Source organism: Sphingobacterium endophyticum (assembly GCF_009733535.1).
GTDB lineage: Bacteria > Bacteroidota > Bacteroidia > Sphingobacteriales > Sphingobacteriaceae > Sphingobacterium > Sphingobacterium endophyticum.
In genome coordinates, this window is the sequence record NZ_SMMI01000003.1 from 459,530 (window position 1) to 485,517 (window position 25,988).

At 36.8% G+C, this 25,988-nt stretch carries 25 protein-coding genes; 7 read left to right on the forward strand and 18 right to left on the reverse strand.

Annotation, left to right across the window (positions count from 1 at the left end; genetic code table 11):
* The first annotated feature begins 95 nt into the window (after positions 1 to 95).
* The 5 genes from E0Y80_RS04970 to brnQ all read left to right on the forward strand — a co-directional run bounded on the left by E0Y80_RS04970 (position 96) and on the right by brnQ (position 4,203).
* Positions 96 to 920, forward strand: a complete 825-nt coding sequence (locus E0Y80_RS04970; RefSeq protein ID WP_197091485.1) for a 2,3,4,5-tetrahydropyridine-2,6-dicarboxylate N-succinyltransferase — start codon at positions 96 to 98, stop codon at positions 918 to 920.
* 8 nt (positions 921 to 928) lie between these two features.
* A complete protein-coding gene (locus tag E0Y80_RS04975) occupies positions 929 to 1,510 on the forward strand; it encodes an L-threonylcarbamoyladenylate synthase (protein ID WP_156306293.1) in 582 nt (193 codons plus the stop codon).
* A gap of 2 nt (positions 1,511 to 1,512) precedes the next feature.
* The gene (locus E0Y80_RS04980) at positions 1,513 to 1,992 is read left to right on the forward strand and encodes a DUF4920 domain-containing protein (RefSeq protein ID WP_156306294.1); all 480 of its coding nucleotides are present in this window, start codon (positions 1,513 to 1,515) and stop codon (positions 1,990 to 1,992) included.
* 68 nt (positions 1,993 to 2,060) lie between these two features.
* Positions 2,061 to 2,900: a dihydropteroate synthase gene (folP, locus tag E0Y80_RS04985; RefSeq protein WP_156306295.1), complete on the forward strand. Its 840-nt coding sequence runs from the start codon at positions 2,061 to 2,063 to the stop codon at positions 2,898 to 2,900.
* 7 nt (positions 2,901 to 2,907) lie between these two features.
* Positions 2,908 to 4,203 (forward strand): branched-chain amino acid transport system II carrier protein, encoded by a 1,296-nt coding sequence (gene brnQ / locus E0Y80_RS04990; RefSeq protein ID WP_156306296.1) that lies wholly within the window; start codon positions 2,908 to 2,910, stop codon positions 4,201 to 4,203.
* 95 nt (positions 4,204 to 4,298) lie between these two features.
* On the opposite strand, the gene metG is transcribed toward brnQ, so the two are convergent.
* Entirely contained in the window at positions 4,299 to 6,365 is a 2,067-nt protein-coding gene (metG, locus tag E0Y80_RS04995) for a methionine--tRNA ligase (RefSeq protein WP_156306297.1), read from the reverse strand.
* 217 nt (positions 6,366 to 6,582) lie between these two features.
* Between metG and E0Y80_RS05000 the strand changes: the two genes are divergently transcribed.
* A complete protein-coding gene (locus E0Y80_RS05000; protein ID WP_156306298.1) occupies positions 6,583 to 6,978 on the forward strand; it encodes a DoxX family protein in 396 nt (131 codons plus the stop codon).
* Between the two features lie 70 nt (positions 6,979 to 7,048).
* Here the strand turns inward: E0Y80_RS05000 and E0Y80_RS05005 are convergent, their stop codons facing one another.
* From E0Y80_RS05005 to E0Y80_RS05080, 16 genes are read right to left on the reverse strand one after another with little or no spacing between them, the layout of a single operon-like run.
* On the reverse strand, positions 7,049 to 7,507 hold the full coding sequence (locus E0Y80_RS05005) for an ABC transporter ATPase (protein WP_156306299.1): 459 nt from the start codon (positions 7,505 to 7,507) through the stop codon (positions 7,049 to 7,051).
* Positions 7,508 to 7,518: 11 nt separating this feature from the next.
* Positions 7,519 to 8,061: a DUF420 domain-containing protein gene (locus E0Y80_RS05010; RefSeq protein ID WP_156306300.1), complete on the reverse strand. Its 543-nt coding sequence runs from the start codon at positions 8,059 to 8,061 to the stop codon at positions 7,519 to 7,521.
* 1 nt (position 8,062) lies between these two features.
* Positions 8,063 to 8,785, reverse strand: coding sequence for an SCO family protein (locus tag E0Y80_RS05015; RefSeq protein ID WP_156306301.1), 723 nt, complete (start codon positions 8,783 to 8,785; stop codon positions 8,063 to 8,065).
* A gap of 11 nt (positions 8,786 to 8,796) precedes the next feature.
* Positions 8,797 to 9,174: a cytochrome C oxidase subunit IV family protein gene (locus tag E0Y80_RS05020; protein ID WP_156306302.1), complete on the reverse strand. Its 378-nt coding sequence runs from the start codon at positions 9,172 to 9,174 to the stop codon at positions 8,797 to 8,799.
* Positions 9,175 to 9,202: 28 nt separating this feature from the next.
* Entirely contained in the window at positions 9,203 to 9,940 is a 738-nt protein-coding gene (locus E0Y80_RS05025; protein ID WP_156306303.1) for a cytochrome c oxidase subunit 3, read from the reverse strand.
* A gap of 9 nt (positions 9,941 to 9,949) precedes the next feature.
* Positions 9,950 to 10,552, reverse strand: a complete 603-nt coding sequence (locus E0Y80_RS05030) for a cytochrome c oxidase subunit 3 (RefSeq protein ID WP_231595929.1) — start codon at positions 10,550 to 10,552, stop codon at positions 9,950 to 9,952.
* A gap of 3 nt (positions 10,553 to 10,555) precedes the next feature.
* The gene (cyoE, locus tag E0Y80_RS05035) at positions 10,556 to 11,464 is read right to left on the reverse strand and encodes a heme o synthase (RefSeq protein WP_156306304.1); all 909 of its coding nucleotides are present in this window, start codon (positions 11,462 to 11,464) and stop codon (positions 10,556 to 10,558) included.
* Between the two features lie 15 nt (positions 11,465 to 11,479).
* Entirely contained in the window at positions 11,480 to 12,541 is a 1,062-nt protein-coding gene (locus E0Y80_RS05040; protein WP_156306305.1) for a COX15/CtaA family protein, read from the reverse strand.
* A 49-nt stretch (positions 12,542 to 12,590) separates the two neighbouring features.
* A complete protein-coding gene (locus E0Y80_RS05045; RefSeq protein ID WP_394350218.1) occupies positions 12,591 to 14,465 on the reverse strand; it encodes a cytochrome c oxidase subunit I in 1,875 nt (624 codons plus the stop codon).
* A 26-nt stretch (positions 14,466 to 14,491) separates the two neighbouring features.
* Positions 14,492 to 15,838, reverse strand: a complete 1,347-nt coding sequence (locus E0Y80_RS05050) for a cytochrome c oxidase subunit II (RefSeq protein ID WP_231595931.1) — start codon at positions 15,836 to 15,838, stop codon at positions 14,492 to 14,494.
* 41 nt (positions 15,839 to 15,879) lie between these two features.
* A complete protein-coding gene (locus tag E0Y80_RS05055; protein WP_156306306.1) occupies positions 15,880 to 17,115 on the reverse strand; it encodes a quinol:cytochrome C oxidoreductase in 1,236 nt (411 codons plus the stop codon).
* Between the two features lie 19 nt (positions 17,116 to 17,134).
* Entirely contained in the window at positions 17,135 to 17,764 is a 630-nt protein-coding gene (locus tag E0Y80_RS05060) for a c-type cytochrome (protein WP_317163519.1), read from the reverse strand.
* Positions 17,757 to 18,293 carry a DUF3341 domain-containing protein gene (locus E0Y80_RS05065; protein WP_156306308.1) on the reverse strand — a complete coding sequence of 179 codons (537 nt, stop codon included), beginning with the start codon at positions 18,291 to 18,293 and terminating at the stop codon, positions 17,757 to 17,759. Before E0Y80_RS05065 ends, E0Y80_RS05060 begins: the two co-directional genes overlap by 8 nt.
* A 5-nt stretch (positions 18,294 to 18,298) precedes the next feature.
* Positions 18,299 to 19,780, reverse strand: coding sequence for an NrfD/PsrC family molybdoenzyme membrane anchor subunit (gene nrfD, locus E0Y80_RS05070; protein WP_156306309.1), 1,482 nt, complete (start codon positions 19,778 to 19,780; stop codon positions 18,299 to 18,301).
* Positions 19,781 to 19,807: 27 nt separating this feature from the next.
* Complete coding sequence (locus E0Y80_RS05075) at positions 19,808 to 22,819, reverse strand: TAT-variant-translocated molybdopterin oxidoreductase (RefSeq protein WP_156306310.1); 3,012 nt, start codon at positions 22,817 to 22,819, stop codon at positions 19,808 to 19,810.
* A gap of 40 nt (positions 22,820 to 22,859) precedes the next feature.
* On the reverse strand, positions 22,860 to 24,146 hold the full coding sequence (locus E0Y80_RS05080; protein WP_156306311.1) for a cytochrome c3 family protein: 1,287 nt from the start codon (positions 24,144 to 24,146) through the stop codon (positions 22,860 to 22,862).
* A 238-nt stretch (positions 24,147 to 24,384) separates the two neighbouring features.
* Here E0Y80_RS05080 and E0Y80_RS05085 point away from each other — a divergent pair, with 238 nt between their 5' ends.
* Complete coding sequence (locus E0Y80_RS05085; RefSeq protein WP_156306312.1) at positions 24,385 to 24,852, forward strand: methionine-R-sulfoxide reductase; 468 nt, start codon at positions 24,385 to 24,387, stop codon at positions 24,850 to 24,852.
* Here the strand turns inward: E0Y80_RS05085 and E0Y80_RS05090 are convergent.
* Positions 24,812 to 25,846 carry a LacI family DNA-binding transcriptional regulator gene (locus E0Y80_RS05090; RefSeq protein WP_156306314.1) on the reverse strand — a complete coding sequence of 345 codons (1,035 nt, stop codon included), beginning with the start codon at positions 25,844 to 25,846 and terminating at the stop codon, positions 24,812 to 24,814. The genes E0Y80_RS05085 and E0Y80_RS05090 overlap by 41 nt on opposite strands.
* Between the last annotated feature and the right edge of the window lie 142 nt (positions 25,847 to 25,988).

Genomic DNA, 25,988 nt, shown 5'->3' on the forward strand with positions numbered 1-25,988 from the left:
TAGTCATATCTTCTTAATTTTGCCCTTACCGTGACTTACTTATCAGTAAAATTCTTCATATTTGTCATTAATTTAAATTTAGTTTTAACAATATCATGATAGACTGCACAATCCTTCAAAAATTAGTAGAAGAAGCTTGGGAAAATAGACAATTATTAGAATATAAAGAATATTACGAAGCTATTGAATTCGTTATTCAACATTTAGATAAAGGTGAACTTAGAGTTGCTGAACCGGTTGGAGAATCTTGGTATGTAAATGATTGGATTAAAAAAGCCGTTATTCTTTATTTCCCTATTCGTAATATGGAAGTCATTAAGAATGATCCTTTTGTATATTATGATAAAATGAAGCTCAAAACTAATTTTAAAGAATTAGGGGTACGTGTTGTTCCTGGCGCTTCAGCAAGGTATGGTTCTTATTTAGCTAAGGGAGTTATTATGATGCCTTCCTATGTAAATATTGGTGCATATGTTGGTGAAGGAACTATGGTCGACACTTGGGCAACTGTTGGTTCTTGTGCACAAGTTGGTAAAAATGTCCATCTAAGTGGTGGTGTCGGTCTTGGCGGAGTTTTAGAACCTGTTCAGGCTGCTCCAGTTATTATCGAAGACAATGTATTTGTTGGATCAAGAGCAATTGTAGTAGAAGGCGTACGAGTTGAGGAAGAAGCAGTTCTTGGTGCAAATGTAGTATTAACTGCCTCAACGAAAATCATTGATGTTTCTGGCCCTGAACCGATCGAATATAAAGGTTATGTTCCTTCTCGCTCAGTTGTGATCCCGGGATCATATACTAAAAAATTCCCTGCGGGTGAATACCAAGTTCCTTGTGCTTTGATAATTGGTCAACGAAAAGAATCAACTGACAAAAAAACCTCATTAAATGATGCGCTTCGTGATCATAATGTAGCCGTTTAATATCAATAATGCAAAGACCCTATATCGACAAGGAAGATTTAAACAAAGCTTTAGAAACATTAAAGTCGGGTGGATTAATTCTATATCCTACAGATACTATTTGGGGAATTGGTTGTGATGCAACTAATCCTGATGCTGTTGAAAAAATATTTGCCCTAAAAGGTAGAGATAAGGGAAAAAGTATGATTATCCTTTTGGAAAATGATTACCAATTAGAGGGGTATGTTAAGGACGTACCAGATGTTGCTTATGAATTGATTGAGGCAACAGATAAACCCCTTACTATTATTTATTCAAATGCTAAGAATTTAGCCGAGAATGTGGTCGCAGAAGATGGTTCCATAGGTATTCGAATTGTACAACATCCCTTTTGTGAACAACTATTGCAAAGGTTTCGAAAACCAGTTGTCTCAACATCTGCTAACATTAGCGGTGAAATTTCAGCAAGGAATTTCTCGGAAATCTCAGAAGAAATAATTAACGGGGTTGATTATGTAGTAAAATTTGGCCAACATGAACTAGCAAATGGAACTGCATCAACAATTATGAAATTAGACCCAAGTGGTAAATTCGAATTCTTAAGAAAATAAATATGAAAAAGCTTATTTCAATCATCATTTGTGTATTTGCTTTTGTAGCCATCAGCAATGCGCAATCTTCTATTCAACCTGCAAAGGCTGGTGTGAATTACGGAAAAAAAGTCGATAAAAAAGGTGCTATTTCTGTTAATCAATTGGAAAAAGCATTAGAAAGAAAAGATTCTTTTAGTGGAAAAGTGGAAGGCGAAGTTGTACAAGTATGTACTAAAAAAGGTTGTTTCTTGACTTTAAAAACTGAAGCCAATAAAGAACCTATTATGGTAAGATTTACTGATTACGGTTATTTTGTCCCCCAAGATTTAATTGGTAAAACAGTAGTCCTTGAAGGAAAGGCAAAAGTGAAAGAAACTACAGTTGAATGGCAAAAGCATTATGCTGAAGACATGGGAAAAAGCAAAGAAGAAATTGCTAAAATCAATAAACCAAGAAAAGACATTTCTTTAGTTGCTGATGGTGTTCTTGTTGTAAAATAGATAAAAAGACTTATTTTGGAGGCTGCAAATAATATTGCAGCCTCATTTTTTTTATTAATCTAACGCTAATGTCGGTTTTTCAACCTGTTTCATGCCAAAGCATCAAGATAGGCTCAAGACTTTTGACCTTTGAGTCTCCCAAAGTTATGGGAATACTTAATCTTACTCCTGACTCATTTTATGATGGTGGAAAACATAGCACTGTAGAATTAGCTTTGATACAGGCTAAAAAATTAATAGATGAAGGTGCAGATATGATCGACATTGGAGCTTACTCAAGTCGGCCTGGCGCTATGGATATTTCTGAACAAGAAGAAATAGATCGAGCTATTCCTTTTATTGAAGCTTTCCGCCAATATTTCCCAGAAATGATACTTTCTATCGACACCTTCAGGGCGAAAGTTGCTGAAAATTGTGTAAAGGCAGGTGTACATATCATCAATGATATTTCCGGTGGTACTTTAGATGAAAATATGTTTGAAACTGTAGCCAAATTACAAGTACCATATATTCTGATGCATATGCGGGGAACACCCTCAACTATGCAAAAATTAACAGATTATAAGGATGTGGTCAATGATGTTGCTGAAAGTCTAGGTGTTCAAATTGCGAAACTGAGACAGTTAGGCGTAAAAGATATTATTTTAGACCCTGGTTATGGCTTTGCAAAAACTATTGATCAAAATTATGAACTCCTATTGCGTGTTAATGAATTGCATTATTTCGGATTGCCAATCCTCGGGGGTATTTCCAGGAAATCTATGATTTATAAAAAAATAGGATTAAAACCCAATGAGGTTCTCCCCGGAACTATTGCGTTAAACACGTTGTTATTGGAAAGAGGTGTGCAAATCCTCAGAGTTCATGACGTAATGGAAGCCAAACAATTAATTAACATATTTTACTAAAATTATTTTGAAGAAAACTAGAGATATCGTTACGATCGGGTTTGCTTTATTTGCCATGTTCTTTGGTGCTGGAAACCTGCTATTACCGCCCTACATCGGGATACAAATCGGAGATCATGTTTGGATTACCATTTTAGCTTTTGGATTAACTGGGATATTACTCCCTTTCTTTGGGATACTCTCTGTTGTTAATTCTGGAGAATCATTTCAAGACTTAGGAACTAGAATCAATAAATTTTTATCTCCGGTATTAGGAACGGTAATTATGTTGTGCATAGGACCATTAATTGCCATTCCAAGAACAGCAGCAACTACTTTTGAAGTGGGTATATTACCTTCATTTCCTAATTCAGCTCCTATCTGGACATCAATCGCTTTCTTTGCAGTAACTTGGCTATTGACCATATCACCCTCCAAAGTTGTAGATATCATCGGAAATTTCCTCACTCCATTATTATTGGTATTATTAATTTCTTTAATTGCATTGGGTATTTTTAATCCAATGGCCGATTATAACGACACAACCTTGAGTACTGCCGAATCTTTTACTTTAGGATTTGTAGATGGATATCAAACACTAGATGTTCTTGCCTCTGTAATTTTTGCAGGAATAATAATCACAGCTTCAATTTCAAAAGGATATAGTACGGTTAAATCTAAAAATCAAGTAGTAATTGCTGCAGGGATCTTGGCTGCTTCTTGTTTGTTTATTATATATGGAGGCTTAATTTATTTGGGAGCAACTTCAGGAATAGAGGATTTGGCTATAAAGAGGTCGGAATTATTGATCCTTATTTCTAGAGCCATAATGGGACCATTTGGAACCATCGCTATTGCCATTAGTATAGCATTAGCATGTTTGACAACTGCAATTGCCCTCACTTCGGCAGTTGGATCTTTCTTCTCAGAGTTGACTAATGGAAAATTAAGCTATAAATTATTGGTAACGATTTGCTGTATAGCATCATGTATTTTATCCATCACAGGTGTGGATAATATTATTTCCTTTGCTTATCCCATTTTGACTTTTATATATCCTATTGTGATTACATTGGTTTTATACACGGTATTTTTTGGACCATTTGTAAAAAGCAAAGAACCTTATGTAGCTGCACTAATTGGATCCAGCATAATTGCTGTCTTGTCCTTATTTAAGCAAATGAACCTGCTAAGCACAGAGACCATAGCTACTTTGAATCATATTCCATTTTTTGAATATGAGTTGGGATGGGTAGTTCCCTCATTTGTTTTGTTTTTGTTAGGTCTATTTTTATCTAACCGGAAGAAAGAAATCGTAAATTAAAAGTTTTTCAAAATAAAAACCCCTCATTCCAATATTCCTAATAATTAGTTTCAGAATATTAAAATTAGGGGTTTTATTATGTAATCTTTATTGTGTTATCTTACAATACTTCCTGCAGAGATATCGGTGTTAGGTCTTACAAAATCTAACCTTCCATCAGCATCTTCGGCCATAAGAATCATTCCTTGAGATTGAATCCCTTTAATTTCTCTTGGCTCTAAATTCACCAAAATCGAAACCTGTTTTCCAACAATTTCCTCAGGAGTGAAATACTCGGCTATTCCCGAAACAACTGTCCTCTTGTCAATTCCTGTATCAATGGTCAGCTTCAATAATTTCTTAGTTTTTGCTACTTTTTCCGCGGTCAGGATTCGACCAACACGGATATCCATCTTCATAAACTCGTCGAAATTAACATTAGCTTTTTGGGCTGCCTTTGGTGCGGCCAATGCATTGCTTGCTTTTGCATTAGCTAATTTTGTCAACTGAAACTCAACTTGCTCGTCTGTAATCTTATCAAATAACAATTGTGTTTCTCCTAATTGATGTCCCGACTCTAAAAGATCTGATTTGCCTGCCTCATCCCAGTTCTTTGCTGAAAGATTTAACATCTCGAAAATCTTAGTACTGCTAAATGGTAAAAATGGCTGTCCTAACAATGCCAAATTAGCTACGATTTGACCAGCTACAAACAATACTGTTTTTACTCTTTCTTCGTCATTTTTAATTACTTTCCAAGGCTCTTCATCAGCAAGGTATTTATTACCTAAACGTGCGGCATTCATAAATTGTGCTAATGCCTCGCGGAATCTATATTGAGATAAAGATTGTTGTATTAACCCCGGGAATGTTGATAATTCCTTAAGTACTTCTTGATCCGATGCTGTCAATGGAGAACCTAATAATACTTTGCCATCAAAGTATTTATGTGACAAGACCATAACCCTATTGATGAAGTTCCCTAAAATAGCAACCAATTCATTATTCACTCGCGCTTGAAAATCCTTCCAGGTAAATTCGCTATCTGATGTTTCAGGCAAAATGGAAGTTAACATATAGCGTAATTCATCTTGCTTCCCAGGAAACTCTTCCAAATATTCATGTAACCAAACAGCATGGTTTCTGGAGGTCGACAATTTATCTCCTTCCAGATTTAAGAATTCATTAGCAGGTACATTTTCAGGCAGAATATAGTCTCCATGTGCATGTAATATCGCTGGAAAAATAATACAGTGAAATACAATATTATCCTTACCAATAAAATGGATTAAAGTTGAATTGTCCTCAGGATTAACTTGTTGCTTCCAATAATGCTCCCAATTTTTCCCTTCATCAATTGCCCATTGTTTTGTTGCAGAGATATATCCAATAGGCGCATCCAACCAAACATAAAGCTTCTTACCTTCTGCTTCATCTAACGGAACATCTACACCCCAATCCAAATCTCTAGTCATTGAACGTGGTTGTAATCCTGATTTTAACCAAGATTGGCATTGACCAAAAACATTGGACTTCAATTCATCCTTCTTACCTTCTATTAACCATTTCTCTAACCATGGTTGATATTTATCCAAAGGCAAATACCAATGTTTGGTTTCCTTAAGAACAGGTGCTTTACCGCTTAAAGTAGATTTTGGATTAATAAGATCCGTTGGATTCAAAGAAGTTCCACATTTCTCACATTGGTCTCCATATGCTCCTTCATTTCCGCAATGTGGGCAAGTGCCTACAATATATCGGTCCGCTAAAAATTGATGATATTCCTCATCATAATATTGTTCTGAGTAACGCTCAATAAACTCGCCTTTCTCATAAAGGTTCAAGAAAAATTCTTGTGAAAGCTGATGGTGAATTGGTTCTGAGGTACGGTGGTAAATATTGAACGAAATCCCAAATTCTTCAAAACTATCTTTAATCTGCTGATTGTATTTATCAATAATTTGCTGTGGTGTAACACCCTCTTTTTTCGCTTTTATGGTAATTGCAGCACCATGCTCATCAGATCCACAGACATAAACAACATCTTTATTGTTTAATCTTAAAAATCGTACGAAAATATCTCCAGGGATATATGCTCCTGCAAGATGACCAATATGCAATGGACCATTGGCATATGGTAATGCCGAGGTGATGGTATAACGTTGTTTACTAAATATATCCAATGTGATCTAGAATTTATGTTTCTTAATAGCCTGTCTTGGCTTAGTCAACAAAGATAAGGCAAATTGAAGTATTCTGCTATCTCTTCTAACATTTTCATGCATAAACCAAAAAATAAAATTATTATTTCTTATTTTTCAATTCTTGATCTATGGTAATTATAGACTTTTTGAAATTAGGTACATTTGTATGCAAATAATTTAACTAACAAAGACACAGATGAAAAATTCAAGGACAGACTTAGGGCTTTTAATAATCCGAATCGGATTCGGATTAACAATGATCGCATTTCACGGATTACCTAAATTAATGGGTGGACCAGAAAAATGGACGGCAATTGGCAAATCTATGCAGAACCTAGGAATTGATTTTATGCCAACTGTTTTTGGATTTTCCGCTGGACTAGCTGAATCATTAGGATCTTTGTTATTGATGTTGGGATTATGGACTAGACCTGCAGCGACTGTTTTAGCGTTGACTATGTTTGTCGCAGCAGCGAACCACTTAGCAAAAGGGGATGGACTTTCAGGGGCTTCCCACGCCATTGAATTCCTTGTAGTCTACATTGCTTTCGCAGTAATGGGGCCAGGAAAATTAAGTATCGACAAAAAATAATCTTATTCTATATAAAAAGAGAAAGCCATCCTTTAAGGAATGGCTTTCTCTTTTTATATAGTAAAATTTTTTATCTAAAAACAGTTGCATGCCAACTATCTTTAAATGGAATTTCCCATTTTTCGTTGAATTCAGATTCAGTTTGTGCTAGATTATTAAAGACAATCGTATCAGCATTCACCTCTCCTTCTTTACAGAGCGCCTCAAAGATTTCACGAGAAACTAATTGAATATTATTTTCATTATCCCGATATGAAATGAGTGTACGATTAAATAATCCAATATTTAATTCTTCTTCCAATTCTTTTAAAATACGAACTGATTTATCGATTGAACAACCGGTCACCTGAGCAATTTCTTCATCGACTGTTAATACAATAAATAAATTATATTTAATTTCAGCTTTTCCAGCCAATTGGCTTCCATGTGCTGTCCACTCTACGATAAAAGAATCTAATTTAGATTGTGCCTCTTGTAGTTCCGGCTGAGTAAAAAATCGATCAGCCTGATAAATCCATACCTTTTTCATATCTCTATTCTTTAATGAGTGTAATATGGGGATATCATTATATATACGATAACTCCAGTTACAGCAACATACAACCACATCGGATAAGTTATTCTAGCTAACTTTTTATGCCGTTCATAGGCCCCTGCTATCCCTCTAACAAAAGTAAATAATACGAATGGAATTATGATAATGGATAAAATGATATGCGTCACAAGAATGAAAAAATACACATATCTAATAGTCCCCTCTCCTCCGAAAGATGTTGATTCAGATGTCATATGGTAAGCAACATACATGATCAAGAATGCAGAGGAAAAAACCATGCAGAGTTTAATTAGGTTCTCATGAAGCTTCACATTTCCTCTTTTAATTGCTGAAACGGCAATAACCAAACAAATGGCTGTTAATCCATTAATTGTTGCATAAATGGGTGGGAGAAAGCTTAATGGTTGTACATCATATCCCATCTTTGGCAAATTAATTCCAAACAAGGCTGCCACGGCCAAAGGAATAATGATGGATAAGGCCCAAATAATCCCTTTATACTTTTTTTCTTCTTCTGTCATTGCCATATTACTTCCGCTCTATTTTTAATGGGTTATTTCTAATCTCTTCTACTAACTGTACTTTAATTTCATCCTCGAGCCTATCAAGTTCAGACCGAAGGCTGATATCATAAAATCCTCTAATTCTTTTTTCAGAATCCAATAATACAAATTGATTGCTGATAACGAATTTAGAACTATCACCCTGTACAGGCATTGCTTCAATCAACATTGAAGATCTAGCAAATTCAAAAATATCAACACTTGGCTTATTTACAACAAACCAGTGCGGACTCATACCTTTTTTATAAGGCTCAATAAATTTTTGAAGATCTTCTGCCTTGTCATGGGGATCCACCGAAATAGAAAACAATTGAACTTTAGGATTTTCTTTAAACCGGGTGGCAATGCTGGACATATCATGAACCAACTGCTTAGATAAACCTTGGTCACGTGTATAGAATAGATGAACAACCGATACTGATGTGTCATTCCCTAAAAGAGTTACAGGCTTATTGTCATAATTCCTGAATTCTACCGGTTCTAACTGATGAAAAATTGTGTCCGGGATTTCCCTTCCCATCACACGGCGCATTTCACCAGAAAGCTTCTTTTCGCCAAATACAGGCAATTTAATGTACTCATTAGAGCCCATTTTATTGACCAGTATATATAAAAAACCTGGCACAAATAAAACAAGTGCCAGGATTATTAATTTTGATATATTCTTTGAACGAGTACTTTTACTCATTACTTATCTGTTTATTTATGAGGAAATATCGGTTGATGTGTAAATGAATCATGCAGGTGTCCTCCTTCTATCATCATTAGAACAATGAAATAGATAATAAAAAGAAATACAATTCCTACCGTCAAAATAAAACCAGATTTTTCAAATTTTAAGTGCATAAAGAATGCAACAATGTAAAAAGCCTTCACTAAAGTAAGAACAATATAAATTACATTAAGCATAGTACCTTTGTGAAGGATACCCCAGTGGTGCACAAAACCCAATGCAATTAAAAACTCTAATGCCGTTAATGCTAATAGAATAAAGAAAACACTCCAAATACGTTTCTTATCCATTCCTTCGCCATGCGCATGCGCATCGTGGCTTTCTATATGATCGTGATTACTCATGTTCGATAATTTTAAAAATCTTTATTAATTAGATTAAGTAGAAGAAGGTAAATACGAATACCCATACTAAATCCACAAAGTGCCAATACAAACCAACTTTTTCAATCATTAAATAAGAACCTCGGTTTTCAAAGGTATTATTTAAGGTCATGCACAATACAATAATGTTCAATAGGATACCAATAGATACGTGGAATCCGTGGAAACCAGTAATGGTAAAGAACAGATTAGAGAATTGTAAAGCTGCAGTATAAGAAATTTCTTTGGTGAAGTAAGGCTGTAAAGCTTCAATAATAGCATTCGGATCGGTTAATCCAGTTGCTGGGTTACGTCCAAACCAAAAGCCTTGATGGTGTAGGTGTGACCATTCTATAGCCTGACATCCTACGAACATCAAACCTCCTAAAATTGTCCACAACATCCATTTAACAACCTCCTGTTTAGAATTTCGATGTCCAGCTTCAACGGCAAGAACCATTGTCACAGATGACATAATCAAAATAAAAGTCATGATACCCACAAAAACTAGTGGCTGACCCGATTCTGCAATGCCCGGTATAGATTGGAAAATCTTATCGGCATCAATCCAAGTAGGTTGTGCATATTTTTGAGCACCATAATAAATCAAGAATGCAGAGAATGTAAATGCATCTGATACTAGGAAAAACCACATCATGATTTTACCATACTCTAGGTTCCAAGGTGATTTACCTCCGCTCCAAGGTCCTTCTTTTACCTTATCCAATTGCGATACTGTTGTACTCATTGTTTACTGTTATTGATTCAAAAGTAAGAAAACATAAATATATATCCATAATAGTCCTAGAAAATGCCAAAATATTGAGGCAAGATCCATCCGGAAAACATTGTTATCGATAGGGATGTTTTTTAACGCCCCAAGATAACATCTAACCAACACCAATATTCCGGCTATGATGTGGGCCAGGTGCAAACCTGTAAATATGTAAATGAACGATTGTGAAGCGTTGCTATTCACAAAAGTAATCCCTCTGTTAAATAATACCGACCAAGCTTCTACTTGCAACCAAAAAAACACGATACCTAATACAATCGTAATCAGTAAATATGTTTTCTGCTTCGAAATTTGACCAGCTTTTACCGCTTTAAAGGCCAAATACATTGTTAAACTGCTCAATACTATAACTGCGGTACTATAGATAAATACATGAGGTAAAATAGTTTTTATCCCTTTATCTACTCCGCTAGCTGTGTAAACTATAAACCCACTGGTCAGAGCGGCAAACATCATGAACATACCAATCATCCCAAGCCAAAGATTAAATTTCTTTGCCTTCCTTGATTTTAATAGTTCTTCGTTATACAACTCTTCCTTATCCATTGCAATCTGTAATTCCATTTTTTATTTAAAAGGTATAAAATCAAACAACAATACTAATTGGGTAAGTGGCAAATAGGCAAATGATGTAAACATAATTTTCTTTGCCGTACTTACTTCCATTTTTTGCAAGTGTTGAAATCCGTACCAAGTGAATAATAATCCTCCAGCTAATGATAATAGCGTGAAGACCCATCCTCCTATACCAAAGTACATTGGTAGAAAACCAACCGGAATCATTAAAACGCATGAAATAAAAATAAACCATGCTGATAACTTATCCGTTTTAGTCGTCGGTAATAACCTAAATCCTGCCCGCTTATAATCTTCATCCGTCACCCAAGCGATGGCCCAAAAGTGAGGAAACTGCCAAAAGAACTGAATTGTGAAGAGTACAAGTGGCGTAATGACAACGGCCGCTTCACTAACTTCTGAATACGCTAGTCCAAATCCTGCTGATTTAAACGCAGCATAATATCCTATCAATGGTGGCAATGCTCCCGGAATCGCCCCAACCCAAACTGCAATTGGAGATTTCTGTTTTAATGGCGTATAAACAAACGCATACAAGAAAATCGAAAACACTGAAAGCAATCCAGCAATAAAATTCAATTCTACCAAGATTAACGTTCCGGCAATTCCCATAAACACACTTAATATTAAAGCTTGTCCTGTGGTCATTCTTCCTGCTGGAAGAGGTCTATCCTCTGTACGCTTCATCAATTTATCAAGATCACGCTCGATGATCTCGTTAAATCCATTCGCAGCACCCGTAACCAAAAACCCTCCGATTGTTAATAATGCCCAATTAAACCAGATGATATCTCCTTGCTGTGTCGCTCCAATTAAAAATGAAATTGATGCAGAGAACACAACTGTTAGCGTAAGCCTCAGCTTGACAAGTTTGTTAAAATCTGAAATAAATCCCTTCATAATCAAAATATTTCCCTAAACAACTTCTTGATTTGTATTACCTACTGGTTTATTTAAGATCAACAATAAATAATATTGTGCTCCAACCAATAAGCTTGCTACAACCAAATGAACTGTTTGTGCTACAGCGGGAACATGAAACCTTGCCAATATAATCCCTGATAACATTTGAATACAAACCAATACCAATGAAATCTTAGCATACTTGAACTGAACTGTATTAATTAGTGCAGATGACCTAAGCTTGAAGTATAAAAATACGACCAGTGCTAAAGTAATGTATGCAAGTATTCTGTGAGTATGGTATGGCATTCCTATAGAATCAATCCATTCACTACGTTGAACTCCTTGTTGATTTAAATGATCGATAATCTCTCGAACATCTGTACCAAAAACCACCTGTATTACCAATATCAAAAGTGAAATAAAGGTAATCCAAGTAAAGCTTCGATCCGAATTTTTCAAGAACGTATTATTCCTTAATTTAATAGCCCAATAATAAGTTTGAATTGCTATACAAACAATTACTAAGGCTAATAACATATGAATGGTGATTACCCAAGGTGTAAGGTTCGTAGATACTACGATAGAACCTAACCAGGCTTGTATCACAACGACAATAAGATTAAGAACGCTCCATATTGCTATGGCTTTTTTCTTTTTCCAATAAGTAAAAGAATAAATTGCTGTAAACAGCATACAGAAACCGGCTAAAACTCCAGTTAGACGATTAATATATTCAGTCCAAGTTTTTGCAGCATTAAATTCCTCATGCTCAACAATGGTATCATCATGTCGAATCTGATCTGCTAAATGTGAATACCCAAAGGCTTCAATCATTTTGGCAAAACGCTCATTCTTCTTGATTCTCCCCTCTACATAATGCTGTTCATAGCCTTCAGGCAATTGTGAAACATCTGTAGGAGGAATAATTCTGTTGAAACATTTTGGCCAATCCGGACAGCCCATTCCTGAACCTGTACTACGGACAATACCTCCTGCTGTTATTACTAAGAAAAGAACGATAATCGTGATCTTGTTTATCCGTAAAAAACGCTTTTCAGCTGCTGGATACATAGATCTCTCCTTTTACATTTATAAAGTCTAAAGAGAGGTAGGTATTAACCTACCCTTCTTCTTCTCTGTTATGCTCGCGATTGTAAGCCTTTTGTGCTTCAATACCCGCTTCATTTCCATCCCAGTCATGTAATAAGTTTGAACTCATCGTCTGTGAAAGTGGTGTACTTTGAGGAATAAAGTCCGCATCATTTCCTGGCTTACTGTAATCATATGGCCAACGGTAAACGGTAGGAATTTCTCCTGGCCAGTTTCCGTGAATATGTTCTACTGGAGTAGTCCACTCCAAAGTGTTCGAATTCCAAGGGTTTTGTGGAGCACGCTTTCCGCACCAAATTGATGAGAAGAAGTTCCACAAGAATGCTACTTGTCCAATTGCCGAAACTATCGCTGCCCATGTAATTAATAAGTTTACAGAAACCCATTTCTCCATGAAAGGAAATTCAGTAAATGCATAGTAACGACGTGGTACACCATCTATACCCATGAAGTGCATAGGGAAGAATACCAAGTAAGCTCCAATAAATGTCAACCAGAAGTGGAAATAACCTAAACGCTCATCCATCATACGTCCAAACATCTTAGGATACCAGTGATAAACCCCACACAACATACCAAAGATAGATGCTGAACCCATTACCAAGTGGAAGTGAGCTACAACAAAATAGGTGTCGTGTAAGTTGATGTCTAAGGCTGCATTACCTAAATATAATCCTGTTAAACCACCTGATACGAAGAATGAAACCATACCAATAGCAAACATCATCGCTGGAGTAAAACGGATGTTACCTCGCCATAATGTTGCAATATAGTTGAAAGCTTTTACTGCTGATGGAACCGCAATAATCAACGTCGTAATCATAAATACACCACCCAAGAATGGACTCATACCCGTTACGAACATATGGTGACCCCATACAATAAATGATAATACCGTAATACCCACTAATGAATAAACCATCGCATGGTAACCAAAGATTGGTTTACGTGAATTCGTAGAAATTACTTCTGAAGTTAAACCTAAGGCAGGCATAACTACAATATATACCTCTGGGTGACCTAAGAACCAGAACAAGTGTTGGAACAAGATTGGAGACCCACCTTCATTCGGTAAGATCGTTCCTTGAACAACTAAGTCTGATAAATAGAATGAGGTTCCTACTGAACGGTCAAAGAATAATAATACTACCGCAGAAACTAATACTGGGAATGATAACAAACCTACAATAGCTGTTAAAAAGAAAGCCCAAATAGTTAAAGGCATTTTCCATAAATCCATCCCTTTAGTACGCAAATTTAATACTGTCGAAATGTAGTTTACACCGCCCAATACCTGTGATGCAATAAATAAAGTCATGGAAATTAACCATAAGGTCATACCCAAACCTGAACCAGCAATCGCTTTTGGAACTGCTGATAACGGAGGATAAATCGTCCATCCAGCCGATGCAGGACCACTCTCTATAAAGAATGATGCAATCATGATAACACATGCTACAAAGAAGAACCAGTATGATAACATGTTCATCAATGGAGATGCCATATCACGTGCCCCTAATTGATAAGGAATCAATAGGTTACTGAATGTACCTGATAGACCTGCTGTTAGTACGAAGAAAACCATCATCGTACCATGAATCGTAACCAAGGAAAGGAAAAAATCCGGCCTTATACGACCACCTTCTGCCCATTTGCCTAAGAAAACCTCAAGAATTGGAAATTCCTCATCTGGCCACGCTAATTGAATACGGAATAAGATCGAAAGGATCATGGCGAAAACCGCCATAATGATACCAGTGATCAAGAACTGCTTAGCAATCATCTTATGATCTTGACTGAAGATATACTTCGTCAAGAACGTCTCATGATGGTGATCATGTGATCCGTGATGAGCTGCGTCGTGCGATATAACTGTAGTTGACATATTCTATTTAAAATTCTCGGTTATATTTAATTTATTGAAGCCGCAATACGTTCATCCTTCTTTTCTGAACCTTCAGTTTGTGCAAACTCTTTTTGAAGATCTTCTGTGAAGAATTTAGCCTGTTTACTTAACCACTCCTTGTATTCTGCTTCAGTAACTACTCTTACATTTTTCTGCATGTTGTAATGTGATTCTCCACAGATTTTCGCACATAACATAACGAAATTGTATTGTGGGTCATTCATCTTATCACGCATCTCATCTGTCGTAATAGTCGGTGTAAACTGGAAATAGTTGGTCATTCCTGGTACTGCGTTAATTTGAACACGGAAATCAGGAATATAAAAAGAGTGAATAATATCTTTTGATAAAATATGGAAGCGAACAGGCTTATTTACTGGAATTACAATTTCATCCCCTTTAACATCATCCCATGCATTCTTATCATTATAATCAATACCGTATGAGTTCAATGGAGTTGTTAATTTATAATTACGCTTTCCGAATTCTCCATCTGTTCCAGGGTAACGAACAGTCCACATAAATTGCTCTCCCAATACTTCAACTTGTAATGCCGATTTCTTAAGTTCTTCCGGAATGTTCGTAATCGAACGCCAAGTAAAGAAACCAAATAATACTAAAATTGTTAATACAACAGCTGGAACAATCGTCCATAAACGCTCAATCGCATCATTATGTGGATAGAAATACGCTTTGCGTTTTGCGCGCATTCTATAGATATAGGTAAAAGTCATTAATGCAATGTGAACCAAGACTAAAACAACAGTAATAATTACTGTAGTAATGATAAACATTCTGTCAATATCTTTACCATGTTCAGTTGCAGCCGGCCTCCATGACCAACTTCCCCAAACTGCATATCCGTACCATACAAATCCTAAAAAGCCAACCAAGAATACAAATAATAATACCGCTTGTAAGGTATTGTTCGCTAATGGATTATATTTTCCATTAACTTTCTTAGTTAAAACATAGATGGATTGAACCTTTCCTATAACTGCAACTACAGTACATAATACTAAGAATAGAAGAATGTAATAAGTCAAGTTCTTATATACTTGAGGATCAATTTTCTTCTCTTCTTTCGTTGTTGTTGCTGTAGGAGTTGTAGTACTGCTAGAGCTACTACTCGCCGATACAGTAGCCGAATCTGTTGCTGCAGTTGTTGCAGCTGAGTCAGCAAGTGCAGCAGTTGAGTCTGCCGTAACTGCAGGAGCAGCTACTTGCTCAACCTTTGCTGTATCTGATGCCTGTTCCTGAATAGAAGCCATTGCAGGAGCAACAAATAATAGGTTAATAGCTAATAAGCCTCCTAATAAGGACTTAAATCTGTTATGTAATTTAAACTTCATCTCTTATAACACGTTTGAACGTTATTTCAACTTAATCTCTATTAAATTTGGTGATGTAAACTCTCATCCAAGAATGGATGGTTTTTCGGAACTAAAGGATGTTTGCTTAATTTCGAAAGAACCAAGAAAGTAAATATTCCAACAAATCCAATTGCAGTACCAATTTCGATAAAACCAAAACCTCTGTGTGACTCTACGGTACCTGGCATAACCATAATATAATAATCTAACCAGTGTCCGCATAGTAATACAATAGCAACGATCAACATGATGTTTTCTTTACGTTTCGCATCACGGTCAACTAATACTAATAATGGAGCTACAAAATTAATTACAATGTTAATCCAAAACCATGGCTTGTATTCTGGCTCCCAACGTTTATAGAAATAAACAGTTTCTTCCGGAATATTTGAATAATAAATCAACATAAATTGAGCAAACCATACATACGTCCAGAAAATAGAAAAACCAAACATTAATTTACCTAAATCATGTAAATGATTTTCATTAACCCATGACATATATCCAGCTTTCTTAACTAAGATTAAGATAACTGTAATTGCAGCAAGACCACTAACCCACATCGCAGCAAAGTTATACCAACCAAACATAGTTGAGAACCAGTGTGCTTCTAAGGACATTATTGTATCAAATGACCAAATTGGAGTAGTAAATCCGAAGATTACCAAAAATATTGCAGATAATTTAAAGCTCTTTTTGTATGAAGTTAAGCCACCTGCTAAATCTTCATTATAAGACAATTTAGCTAAGATAAAGGCGAAAATGCTGTAGCTTCCCATGAAAAGAATCTGACGGATTAAAAATCCCGGAACATTTAAGAATGCCGCTTTCCCTGCAACTAATTTATCGTAATTAGGACTGTTTGGATCTGTCAATCCTTCAGCATGCCAGTGGTGGTATAAGTTATGCGTAGTTAATCCTAAAGCAACAATAACTAATAAAATGATTGATGCTATTGGAAGAATGCTTGCCATTGCCTGTGGAATACGAATTAATCCTGCAGACCATGCTGATTGAGTTACTAACTGTAAGGCAACAAAAAATGCTCCAGCTGCACATACACAAGTAAAATAATATCCCATCAATAATAAATTGGCATATGTACGCTCAACCATTATATGGTCACTGGATAGTAAGCCAAATGCTATTGCGGCTATTCCTACAACGATCGCAACTAAACTCAGGACCTTAGCGATACCTGCGAATTGAAATTGCTCGCTGAAATTATAATCGTGATGATGATTGTGAGTTCCCATTTATAATATCGATGTTAAATTATTTCTTTTGTAATTCGTGAACAAACATTACCACTTTCCAACGGTCTTCTGGTGAAATCTGCGATGCGTGTGAACCCATAGCATTATATCCATAAGTAATGGTGTGATAAATTTTACCATCCGTTAATTCTGACATCTGACCACCTCTAGATGAAGGCGTTCCTGATGATTTCTGGAAAGATGGTGGCGGAGGGAAATTCTCCAAAGCACGCTTACCTCTTGAATCCTCTACTTCTCTATCCTTCGTTATTGTTCCGTCTCCAGCTCCCTCTTTACCATGACAAACCGCACAGTATGTAAGGAATAGAGTTTCTCCTTCTTTCAAGTTCTCCGCATTCGCGATAATAGGATTTTTCAACTCCAACCCCGCACGCTCATACTCTTCTACTGAATTCCCATATTCGAAACGCTCAAAACCAATCGGATTTGATCCTTGTGGCGGCGTTTGGGCTGTACTATTATTCTTAAAGTTCTTATTCGGTTGATCCGGATTAAATGCTATCGGATCATACATATTACGCGAGAATTCCCACCCTGCACTGCGAGTTGTACCATCTCCGCATGAAGAAACAACTGCTGTTAAAGCAACAGCAACACATACAGTTCCAAGAAAATTCTTCTTATTCATAACTAACATATTTTCTTTCATTGTATTTAACTTCTACTGCTCCTGCTTCTTTCAACAACCCATCGATTAACGTATGGTCCGTGTTTTCTTGAGCATCAATCGCAATAATAAAACGATCATCCGTTGCTCTTAAATCCATTACGCGTGGTGCACGTCCCGGAAATAAGTGGTTACGGAAGAAAAATGTTGCAACCATACCTAAGGCACATAATAAAATCGTAACCTCAAAGGTAACCGGCACAAAGTTCGGTAATGGCATCGATGGCTTTCCACCAATATTCATAGGCCAGTCATATGACATTGTATAAAACAATAAACTGAAACCTAAAACTGTACCTAAAGCACCAAAAATAAAGGCTGCAATCGGTAATCGTGATGGTCTTACTCCCAATTTTGCCTCAATCCCGTGGATCGGCATCGGAGTAAAACAATCGTAAATGCTAATGTTGTTTGCTTGCAACTTGTCAATCCCATGCATCATATCATCAGGATCAGCAAAACTACCTAGTATATATTTTGTATTGCTCATTGCTATTATTTTTGATGTAATGCTTTAATATCAGATTCTGTTACCGAATCGTATTTCTCTAATGAATCTCTGAAATACTCAACTTGTTCCTCAGGGAATGCACCCTCTTTAACAAGCTTAGTTTTATGTTGTAAACTTGAGCTTTTCAATAACAATTTTACCTCTGCAATTGCAATACCTGGTAAGAAACGAAGGAATAACAAGAATAGAGTAAAGAATAAACCAATTGATCCAACGAAAATACCCACATCAACCCATGTTGGATAAAACATCGCCCATGATGATGGTAAGTAGTCTCTGTGTAAGGAAGTAACGATAATTACAAAACGCTCGAACCACATACCTATATTCACTACGATAGACAATACCCACGAAATCGGAATACTTGTTCTAATCTTTTTGAACCAAAATAATTGTGGAGAAATCACGTTACAAGTCATCATCGCCCAATATGCCCATGCATATGGTCCAGCAACACGGTTTGCAAAAGCATACATTTCATATTCTGAACCTGAGTACCATGCAATAAATAATTCCGTTAAATATGCAATACCTACGATTGATCCTGTAGTCATGATAATCTTGTTCATGGCCTCAATGTGGAACATCGTAATGTAATCCTCAAAGTTCATTACTTTACGTAAAACTAATAATAGTGTTTGTACCATCGCAAAACCCGAGAAAATCGCTCCAGCTACGAAGTATGGAGGGAAGATCGTCGTATGCCAACCTGGAATTACAGATGTCGCAAAGTCCATAGATACGATAGTGTGTACCGAAAGTACAAGAGGAGTAGAAATACCGGCTAAGATTAATGAAACAATTTCAAAACGTTGCCAAGTCTTCACAGATCCGTTCCAACCAAATGAAAGAATAGAATAAACTCTTTTCTTAACACCTGAAGCGCGGTCACGTACTGAAGCAATATCTGGCAATAATCCACAGTACCAGAAAACTAAGGATACCGTGAAATAAGTAGAAATTGCGAAGGCATCCCATACTAATGGTGAGTTAAAGTTAACCCATAATGACCCAAATTGATTTGGAAGTGGGAAAATCCAATATGCTAACCATGGACGCCCCATGTGAGCAACTACATAGGTAGCAGCACAGATAACGGCAAAGATAGTCATCGCCTCAGCCGATCTGTTAATTGAATTACGCCAGTTCTGACGGAAAATTAATAATACTGCGGAGATTAAAGTACCAGCGTGACCAATACCAACCCACCATACGAAGTCGGTGATGTCCCATGCCCAACCTACTGTCTTGTTTAACCCCCAAGCGCCGATACCCGTCCAAAACGTGTATCCAACACTTACAACCCATAACATTGCACCTAAGGCTGCAACGGTAAAACCGATCCACCATGCTTTGTTTGGTTTATTTTCAACCGGAAGTAAGATATCATCTGTAATCTTTGCATAGGTGATATCCTTGCCGGTGATTAATGGTTCTCTTAATATTGATTCGTTATGCGATGACATAGTTATTTTATTTCAGTCTAGAATAAATTATGCTTCAAATGTGTTTCTTACCTTCGTCATATAACCAATATTTGGTTGTACGTTGATTTCCTCAAGCACATAGTAAATACGCTCGTTGCGTAATGCTTTTGAAACCTCTGACTCCGGATCGTTTGCATCTCCAAAGATGATTGCGTTCGCTGAACATGCCGCTTGACAAGCCATATGAATGTCGCCATCCTTAACTTTGCGGTTCTCAACTTTCGCTTGCAACTTACCTGCTTGAATACGTTGGATACACATTGAACATTTCTCCATAACCCCACGTGAACGTGTAGTAACATCTGGATTCAATACTAATTGTGTGAACTCGTTATTTAAGTAATTGTCAAAACGAGAATCATTCCAGTAGTTAAACCAGTTGAAACGACGTACTTTATATGGACAGTTGTTCGCACAGTAACGTGTACCAAAACAACGGTTATAAGCCATGTGGTTAAGACCTTCTGATGAGTGAACTGTTGCTAACACCGGACATACAGTCTCACATGGTGCGTGCTCACAGTGTTGACACAACATTGGTTGGTAAACAACCGTTACATCCTCATAGTCTAAACCATCTGCCTTAGCTATTTCTTTCTCTTTCGTTAATTTTGAATCACCTGCATTCAATGTATAATAACGGTCGATACGTAACCAGTGCATTTCACGACGACGACGAACCTCATCACGCCCTACTACCGGCACGTTGTTCTCAACGTTACATGCAACAATACATGCACCACAGCCCGTACAAGCATTTAAGTCAATCGCCATCACCCAACGGTGACCAGGTTGCTCAAACTTATTCCATAAATCATACGTTTGGTGCGTATCTGAAAAACGACCAGACTCCGAATTAGGATCCTTTAAGTAATTTGCAAATGACGTTTCACGAATAATGTTACGCCCCTCGATTGTATGATGTGTTTGAGTTTGTGCTAATTCATATATTCCTGAAGCCTTAGATACTGAAGCTTTTGCCGAAAATTGAATTGTTCCATTTACTAAACTAGCAAATGGATAGGCATTTACACCTACATTATTTCCTGCCTTACCAACTTTGGTACGACCATAACCAACAGCTACCGAAACAGTACCTCTTGCTTGACCTGGTTGTAACAATACCGGTAAATCAACTTTATATCCATTAGCTTCAACAGTAACTTTTCCTGTTTCCTTTACTCCTAATTCCTCAGCATCTGCCGGGTTAATTGCAGCAAAGTTATCCCAAGTTACTTTAGATACTGGATCAGGCAACTCTTGCAAATATGCATTGTTTGCCCAACGACCATCTCTAATGTTTGGAGACTCGTATACTTTTAATTCAACTCCTCCAGCGATACGCTTCGCGTCAGTTGCAATTGCCGCAGCTGCTGCATTCACATCTACATTTGCTGTATATGCGGATCCAGTCGCTGAACCTTTGTAAATAAATCCTTGTTGTAAAACGTCTTTCCAAGCTTTTCCTGTTCCTGCCAAAATATTAGCTTCCCAGTTCTCTTTTACAAAGTCATGAATCGGCTTGTTAACTCCTGCCCAATTAATTAAACTTTGCTCTGCTTGACGTGTGTTAAACACTGGGTTAATCGTAGGTTGAACAATAGTAAACAACCCTTCTTTTGCTGAAGCATCACCCCAAGACTCTAAATATGTGCTGTTTGTTGCTATTGCTTTCAATTCTGATGCTGTCTCATCTGCACGATCTGAAAATGAAACTGTATAATCTACTTTTGCAATCGCAGCCTTTACATCATCAACCTTGAAATAATCGTAAACTGGGTTCGTGTTCCAAAAAATCGCAACCCCTACTTGACCAGCTTTTGCTGCACTCAAGAAAGATTGGAATGATGAATCAGAACCTTGATGTTGTTTTGAGAAGTTATCTAGATCGATAATTGATCCATAAGCGCCAAGTGCAGTGTTAATAGCATTGGTCAAGGCTTGAACGTTGGTATCATTTGAACCTGATACAACAACAGATGTTCCTCTTGCATTTACTAATTCTTTTGCTGCTAATGCAATCGCAGTTTTTGCTTTAGCATGATTTGTTCCTCCAGCTACAGATTGACCTGTAATTGCATTGTACAAACTAATCAATACAGCACCTTCCTCTGAAGGCTTAATCGCGATACGAACATCAGCATTTGAACCTGTCATCGAAAGACCTGATTCAAATTGAATATGACGTGACATTTTACCACCTTTTAGCGATTTATGATCACGATTTTTAATATAATCTTGTGTATGCTCCTCACCTGCTAACCAAGTGCCTAAGAAATCAGCCGCTACTGATACAACAACCTGTGCTTTATCAAAATGGTAGGAAGGAATCACAGCTTTACCAAAGGAAGCTCTGTTTGCTTCTATAATACCGCTATATGATACAGCATCAACTTGAACATGCTGTGTCGAAGGATATTTTGTCGCCAACGCAGCAATCGCAGCCAAAGATGATGGGCTGTTGATCGTATTGGATACAATAGTAATTTGTTTTCCTGCTGATTGTGCTTTATTTAATGCATCAACTACTGCTTGATCTAATTTTGCCCATTCTACATCCTTACCTCCAATTTGAGGATTCTGTAGTTTAGACATATCATATAAATCAAGTACCGATGCTGTTGTCGCTGAATCTGTACCTTGATTTAGACCAATTGCATTTGGATTTGCTTCCAATGAAATAGGTCTTCCCTCTCTAGTTCTTACAATAATACTCTGACCATTGAAGGATGAAGCGTAGAAGTTAGGGATACCTGGTGTTACTTCTTCAGGCTTGATTACATAAGGTACTGCCTTATGAATTGGCGTACGGTTACAAGCTGCTAAGGTAACAGCACCTAATCCAAAACCTAAAGCTTTTAAAAAGTCACGACGAGGTGTCTTGGTACTTAAACCAGCTTCATTTAACACATCTTCTACGGGAATAGGCTCAGCAAACTCACTCTTGCTTCCTTCAACAAAAGCAGGAGTTTGATTCAATTCCTCTAAACCTTTCCAATATTTTTTATTGCTTTCCATTTAAGCTATATATAAGATTCCGTTATTCTAAATTAATTTATTAATAGTGACATTTACCACACTCTAATCCACCGATCATAGCTGCTGTCATTTTCTCACCCTTTTTTAACTTGTCGTGAGCCTCAATCAATTGATCATAATAAGCATTATCTGTATTTACAGATGTCTCTTTGTGACAGTCAATACACCATTTCATTGTAAGTGGTGAATATTGGTAAACCTCCTCCATATCTTGGATTGGTCCGTGACATGTTTGACATTCTACTCCTGCAACTACCACGTGTTGTGAGTGGTTGAAGTAAGCGAAATCTGGCAAGTTATGGATTCTAACCCATTCAATAGGTCTTGTATTGGTACCGTATGATCTAGATTCTGGATCCCAATCTACAGCACGGTATAATTTTGCAATCTCAGGAGATATATTTCCATCGTAATGATCTGATGCAGTAATTGTGTTGTGACAGTTCATACAAACATTTGCAGATGGAATCGAAGCATTTTTAGATTTAAATGCACCGCCGTGACAGTATTGACACTCAATTTGATTGACACCGGCGTGAATCTGGTGCGAGAATTTAATCGGTTGAACCGGCTTGTATCCTTCGTGAACTCCTACATTCCACATTGTTTTCCATCCAGCAACTCCTAATAAGCCCACTACCATCAATACAACAAAGAAAACTAACTTCTTGTTCTTTAAAAATGCTTTCGCAAATTTTACAGATCCGCTCTCACCTTCTTCATCAGTTTTTGCTTGTGCTGCATCAATCGAAGCTTGATTGTTTGCAATAACTCGCTCTAATGTTTTTGTAACTCTGTTTAATGCAAAGATGACAGCAACAGCAACAACAAATAAAGCGATCAATCCAATGATCATTAAATTGTTTGCATCTGAACTTGCTGAAGAACCTCCCGCAGCAGCTGGATCTGCAGCAGCTTTCTCTTTTTTCTTAGCTTCTTCTGCTTGTAAGTAAGCAATGATATCCTTAATATCACCTTCTGAAAGGCTTGCATAAGGAGCCATTGTAGTCGCATACTCTGCCTTCAATGCAACAGCCTGCTCATCTCCTGAATCAATCATCCCCTGCGGGTTGTGGATCCATTTAACAATCCATGCCTCATCTCGGCGCTCTGTCAACCCAGCCAAATCTGGACCGGTCAATTTTTTACCAACAGCGTGACATGAATTACACGCATTCGACTTGAATAGCGCTGCACCATTCGCAGCATCTTGCGCCTGCGTGGTAGTAGTAACGGCAAATAACAATACCAAACTGATTGATATTGACTTCGCAAGTCTTCCCAAAACGGATGAGATATTTCTCATATTTAGCACTTTATACTATTTTATGTGTAATAATTAATTGTTGACTCTCCAGTACATGTACTCAATACCGTACAAAACAATGCACAAAAGTATAACTTATTAAGCAATCCCTGACAATTTGATGACGTAATTTATCAATTTATAATCATTCTAAATAGCTCTGCTAATACCTCTCTATATCATTACAAATTAACATTCACCTGATTTTTCCCTGTGCTTTTTTTTGTAAATTAGCTTCATGACAAGAGCGATATATTGTATATTATTTTTAATTATATTATCTGGTTGTGCCCATTCACAATCAAATACGAATTCGAAAATCATGGAAGACAGCAAAAAATACAACAAATTAACTGCCGAGGAACAATATGTAATCCTCCACAAAGGAACTGAAAGACCTTTTACTGGTGAATTATTGGATAACAAAGAAAAAGGAACTTATGTTTGCAGACAATGTGATGCCCCACTATATAAATCTGAAGACAAATTTGAATCGCATTGTGGCTGGCCTAGCTTTGATGATGAAATTCCTGGGGCAGTAAAAAGAGAAACTGATGCCGATGGAATGAGAACTGAAATTTTATGTGCCAAATGTGGCGCACACCTTGGCCATGTTTTTGAAGGCGAAGGTTTCACCTCCAAAAACACAAGGCATTGTGTAAACTCTATTTCAATGAAGTTTGTTCCAGCGACTCCTCAGAAATAACTGAAGATCCTCGGACTAATAATTCACTAGGAATTACAATCTTTTGTAATTCCTTATTTTTTCCCTTAATCTCATTCAATAAGGTATGAATCAACTCATTTGCAATGGCCGCTGTATCTTGAGTAACTACACTAATTCCAGGCTCATATAATTTAAACAACGTATGATCATCAAATGCAACCATCTTAGGCAATTTCATACCAAACTTCTTAACTGCTTTTAATCCATCAATTGCTAAGTAATTCGTCGCAAATAATACGGCATCCAACTTATTCGTACTGATGAATTCATGAATCTGATCCACCGAAGAATCTTCCACCTCATCAATTTTTACCTTTTTGATAAATGCCTGTTGCTGAAATTCATCAACAGCTTTCATATAGCCCTCCAATCGATCACGCATCTGAGTCTGATTCGAATAAAGGGAAACAAAGCCAACTCGCTTATTTTGTTGATTCTCCAATAGATGTTTCGTGGCGTCAAATGCTCCATTAAAATTATCCAAAACAACATAATGCGTTTCTAATTGTGGAATATACCGGTCGAATAAAACTAGTGGAACATTGTTCTTTATCAGGTTGGACAAGGTATCCTCTAATCCCTCAGGTGGTGTAATAATATATCCATCAACTTGTCTGTCATAAAATAATTGTATTAATTCACGAGCTTTGGTCTCATCATTATCCATACTACAATAAATGATATGATAACCATTATCATAGGCAATGCGCTCAATGTATTTTGCAACATTGGAAAAGAATGGATTAGAAATATCTTCTACAATCAATCCTAATATTTTGGATTGACCCGTGCGTAAACTTTGCGCCAACTGATTGGGCTTATATCCCACTTTCTTTACATAATCTAGGACTCGTTTCGTTAACCCTTCGCTGATTCTTTTCTCTTTGGCTTTTCCATTTAATATGAATGATACGGTAGTTACAGATACGCCCAGATTTTTGGCGATATCACTTATTAATATTCTTTTTCTCATGTTAGGTTAATAATACTGCTATTCAAATTCTATCAAATATATAAACTAGGCTAAATTTTAGCAAATAATTGCTAAAGATTTTGCTAAAAATGTGGCTAAAAGGGTTTATTAGGTTTAAAAACGTACATTTGTAAGCGTACAC

Bases quoted from the DNA above. Each gene is read 5' to 3' on its own strand.
- E0Y80_RS04970 (WP_197091485.1), top strand. From the start codon at position 96: ATGATAGACTGCACAATCCTTCAAAAATTAGTAGAAGAAGCTTGGGAA.
- E0Y80_RS04975 (WP_156306293.1), top strand. From the start codon at position 929: ATGCAAAGACCCTATATCGACAAGGAAGATTTAAACAAAGCTTTAGAA.
- E0Y80_RS04980 (WP_156306294.1), top strand. From the start codon at position 1,513: ATGAAAAAGCTTATTTCAATCATCATTTGTGTATTTGCTTTTGTAGCC.
- folP (WP_156306295.1), top strand. From the start codon at position 2,061: ATGTCGGTTTTTCAACCTGTTTCATGCCAAAGCATCAAGATAGGCTCA.
- E0Y80_RS05000 (WP_156306298.1), top strand. From the start codon at position 6,583: ATGAAAAATTCAAGGACAGACTTAGGGCTTTTAATAATCCGAATCGGA.
- E0Y80_RS05005 (WP_156306299.1), bottom strand. From the start codon at position 7,507: ATGAAAAAGGTATGGATTTATCAGGCTGATCGATTTTTTACTCAGCCG.
- E0Y80_RS05010 (WP_156306300.1), bottom strand. From the start codon at position 8,061: ATGGCAATGACAGAAGAAGAAAAAAAGTATAAAGGGATTATTTGGGCC.
- E0Y80_RS05015 (WP_156306301.1), bottom strand. From the start codon at position 8,785: ATGAGTAAAAGTACTCGTTCAAAGAATATATCAAAATTAATAATCCTG.
- E0Y80_RS05020 (WP_156306302.1), bottom strand. From the start codon at position 9,174: ATGAGTAATCACGATCATATAGAAAGCCACGATGCGCATGCGCATGGC.
- E0Y80_RS05025 (WP_156306303.1), bottom strand. From the start codon at position 9,940: ATGAGTACAACAGTATCGCAATTGGATAAGGTAAAAGAAGGACCTTGG.
- E0Y80_RS05030 (WP_231595929.1), bottom strand. From the start codon at position 10,552: ATGGAATTACAGATTGCAATGGATAAGGAAGAGTTGTATAACGAAGAA.
- cyoE (WP_156306304.1), bottom strand. From the start codon at position 11,464: ATGAAGGGATTTATTTCAGATTTTAACAAACTTGTCAAGCTGAGGCTT.
- E0Y80_RS05040 (WP_156306305.1), bottom strand. From the start codon at position 12,541: ATGTATCCAGCAGCTGAAAAGCGTTTTTTACGGATAAACAAGATCACG.
- E0Y80_RS05045 (WP_394350218.1), bottom strand. From the start codon at position 14,465: ATGTCAACTACAGTTATATCGCACGACGCAGCTCATCACGGATCACAT.
- E0Y80_RS05050 (WP_231595931.1), bottom strand. From the start codon at position 15,838: ATGAAGTTTAAATTACATAACAGATTTAAGTCCTTATTAGGAGGCTTA.
- E0Y80_RS05055 (WP_156306306.1), bottom strand. From the start codon at position 17,115: ATGGGAACTCACAATCATCATCACGATTATAATTTCAGCGAGCAATTT.
- E0Y80_RS05060 (WP_317163519.1), bottom strand. From the start codon at position 17,764: ATGAATAAGAAGAATTTTCTTGGAACTGTATGTGTTGCTGTTGCTTTA.
- E0Y80_RS05065 (WP_156306308.1), bottom strand. From the start codon at position 18,293: ATGAGCAATACAAAATATATACTAGGTAGTTTTGCTGATCCTGATGAT.
- nrfD (WP_156306309.1), bottom strand. From the start codon at position 19,780: ATGTCATCGCATAACGAATCAATATTAAGAGAACCATTAATCACCGGC.
- E0Y80_RS05075 (WP_156306310.1), bottom strand. From the start codon at position 22,819: ATGGAAAGCAATAAAAAATATTGGAAAGGTTTAGAGGAATTGAATCAA.
- E0Y80_RS05080 (WP_156306311.1), bottom strand. From the start codon at position 24,146: ATGAGAAATATCTCATCCGTTTTGGGAAGACTTGCGAAGTCAATATCA.
- E0Y80_RS05085 (WP_156306312.1), top strand. From the start codon at position 24,385: ATGACAAGAGCGATATATTGTATATTATTTTTAATTATATTATCTGGT.
- E0Y80_RS05090 (WP_156306314.1), bottom strand. From the start codon at position 25,846: ATGAGAAAAAGAATATTAATAAGTGATATCGCCAAAAATCTGGGCGTA.